This is a genomic window from Sphingobium bisphenolivorans (assembly GCF_000412635.1).
Classification (GTDB): domain Bacteria; phylum Pseudomonadota; class Alphaproteobacteria; order Sphingomonadales; family Sphingomonadaceae; genus Sphingobium; species Sphingobium bisphenolivorans.
In genome coordinates this window covers 1-1,514 of record NZ_ASTG01000055.1, presented here as the reverse complement: position 1 = coordinate 1,514, position 1,514 = coordinate 1, and the positions used below count along the sequence as shown (strand labels likewise).

1 protein-coding gene is annotated in these 1,514 nt (G+C 41.4%); it reads left to right on the top strand.

Annotation, left to right across the window (positions count from 1 at the left end):
- Positions 1 to 279: 279 nt before the first annotated feature.
- Positions 280 to 1,440 carry a sulfotransferase domain-containing protein gene (locus L858_RS21840; RefSeq protein ID WP_152639890.1) on the top strand — a complete coding sequence of 387 codons (1,161 nt, stop codon included), beginning with the start codon at positions 280 to 282 and terminating at the stop codon, positions 1,438 to 1,440.
- Positions 1,441 to 1,514 lie beyond the last annotated feature (74 nt).

Below are 1,514 nucleotides of genomic sequence, written 5' to 3'. Positions count from 1 at the left end.
AGTGGCTAGGGGTTTTTGGAGGTGCCCAGCTTCAACGGCCGCCTCCGCGACGAATGCCTCAACAAACCCTGTTCACACGCTGGCGCATGCCGCTTCGTGCTCGCGGTCTGACGGCACGCCTACAACCAAGACACACCGACCTTCATGCTGACGGGAATATTCGGAGCAGATTGACACACTGGCCAAAACGTTTCCATAGAGGGGCTTCTTAAATTTGCACCGAGAGAGTGGTTCAATTGTATTTTATGCGTGTAAACTAAAATTAATAAGGAATTTAAATTGCAGCATACGAACTTAGACGGGATGCCACCCCCTATTGTCTTATGCGCAGGATTGCCTAGAAGTAGCAGTACTTGGCTTTATAATGTGGTTATTTCTCTGTACAGAACTAAGTATGAGGTAACCGGCATATTTTCGGATATATATTTAGAAGATTTTGATAACTTCGACTTCTATAAAAGGAAGTTAGTTATAAAGTCTCACTCCCCAAGCAAAGAGTTAGTAGATTACGTTATATCGAGAAATGGAAAAATATTTGCAAGTGTTCGAGATCCTCGTGATTGCGTAGTTTCACTGATGCAAGCCTTTAAGTTCACCAAGGAACAAGCTATTTCTATGTTGGAGCATAGCTGTGATGCTATATATTCAACATTAAGCTCGCAATGCGACTTCATTTTACGTTATGAAGATTACGTGGATAAATCGGACATCGTAGTGAATTTGGCTCGGGAATTGTCCTGCGAGTTAAGTGAGCAATGTGCACATGCGATCGCTGCCGACTTTAGCGCCTCTAAAGTGCGTTCTGAAATCGCCACACTCGAAGCACAGGGAATAATCAACAGTAGCAATCCAGCTGAAAGCTGGACTAAAGAAAGTCATTGGCATCCAAATCACATCGGAGATGGTAAAGTTGGAAAGTATATTGATGAATTGTCAGATTTAGACAATTTCATTATATCTAAAAAAAATCGAGAATTAATGAATTCATTTAACTATAATACAAGTGATTATCTGACTAATAGCACCTTAATAGACTTCGGAAAATGTAGGTATATAGAAAAATGCCATGGCTTTTCCTTTTCCGAAGACTGGGGAGTGTGGACAGATGGTTCTAGCGCGCACCTCGAATTGCGATATTTACCTACAATACATTCTATCCGACTTGAAATTTTACTATTTCTTGGTCCGTCCCTTCAAGGAGAAAACCCTCAAGGAAAGGGATATTTAGAAATCAATGGTGTTGAGGTGATGCACTTTCCTACTTTATGTTCTCCTGTTTCTGAGATATTGATCGTCCACAATATCATTCCAGATGAGGGCTTCATTAATATAGATTTCCACTTTTTTAATTTAAAAAGCCCTAAAGAATTGGAAATCAGCGACGATGATAGAAAATTGGGGTTGGGGCTTCGCCAGATTTACTGCAATTTAGAAGCATAATCCGATCACTCTGGCTCATACCCGGGAGCAGTGAAGTGGGCACCTGGGTACCTCTATCAACCCGTTGTTCTGAG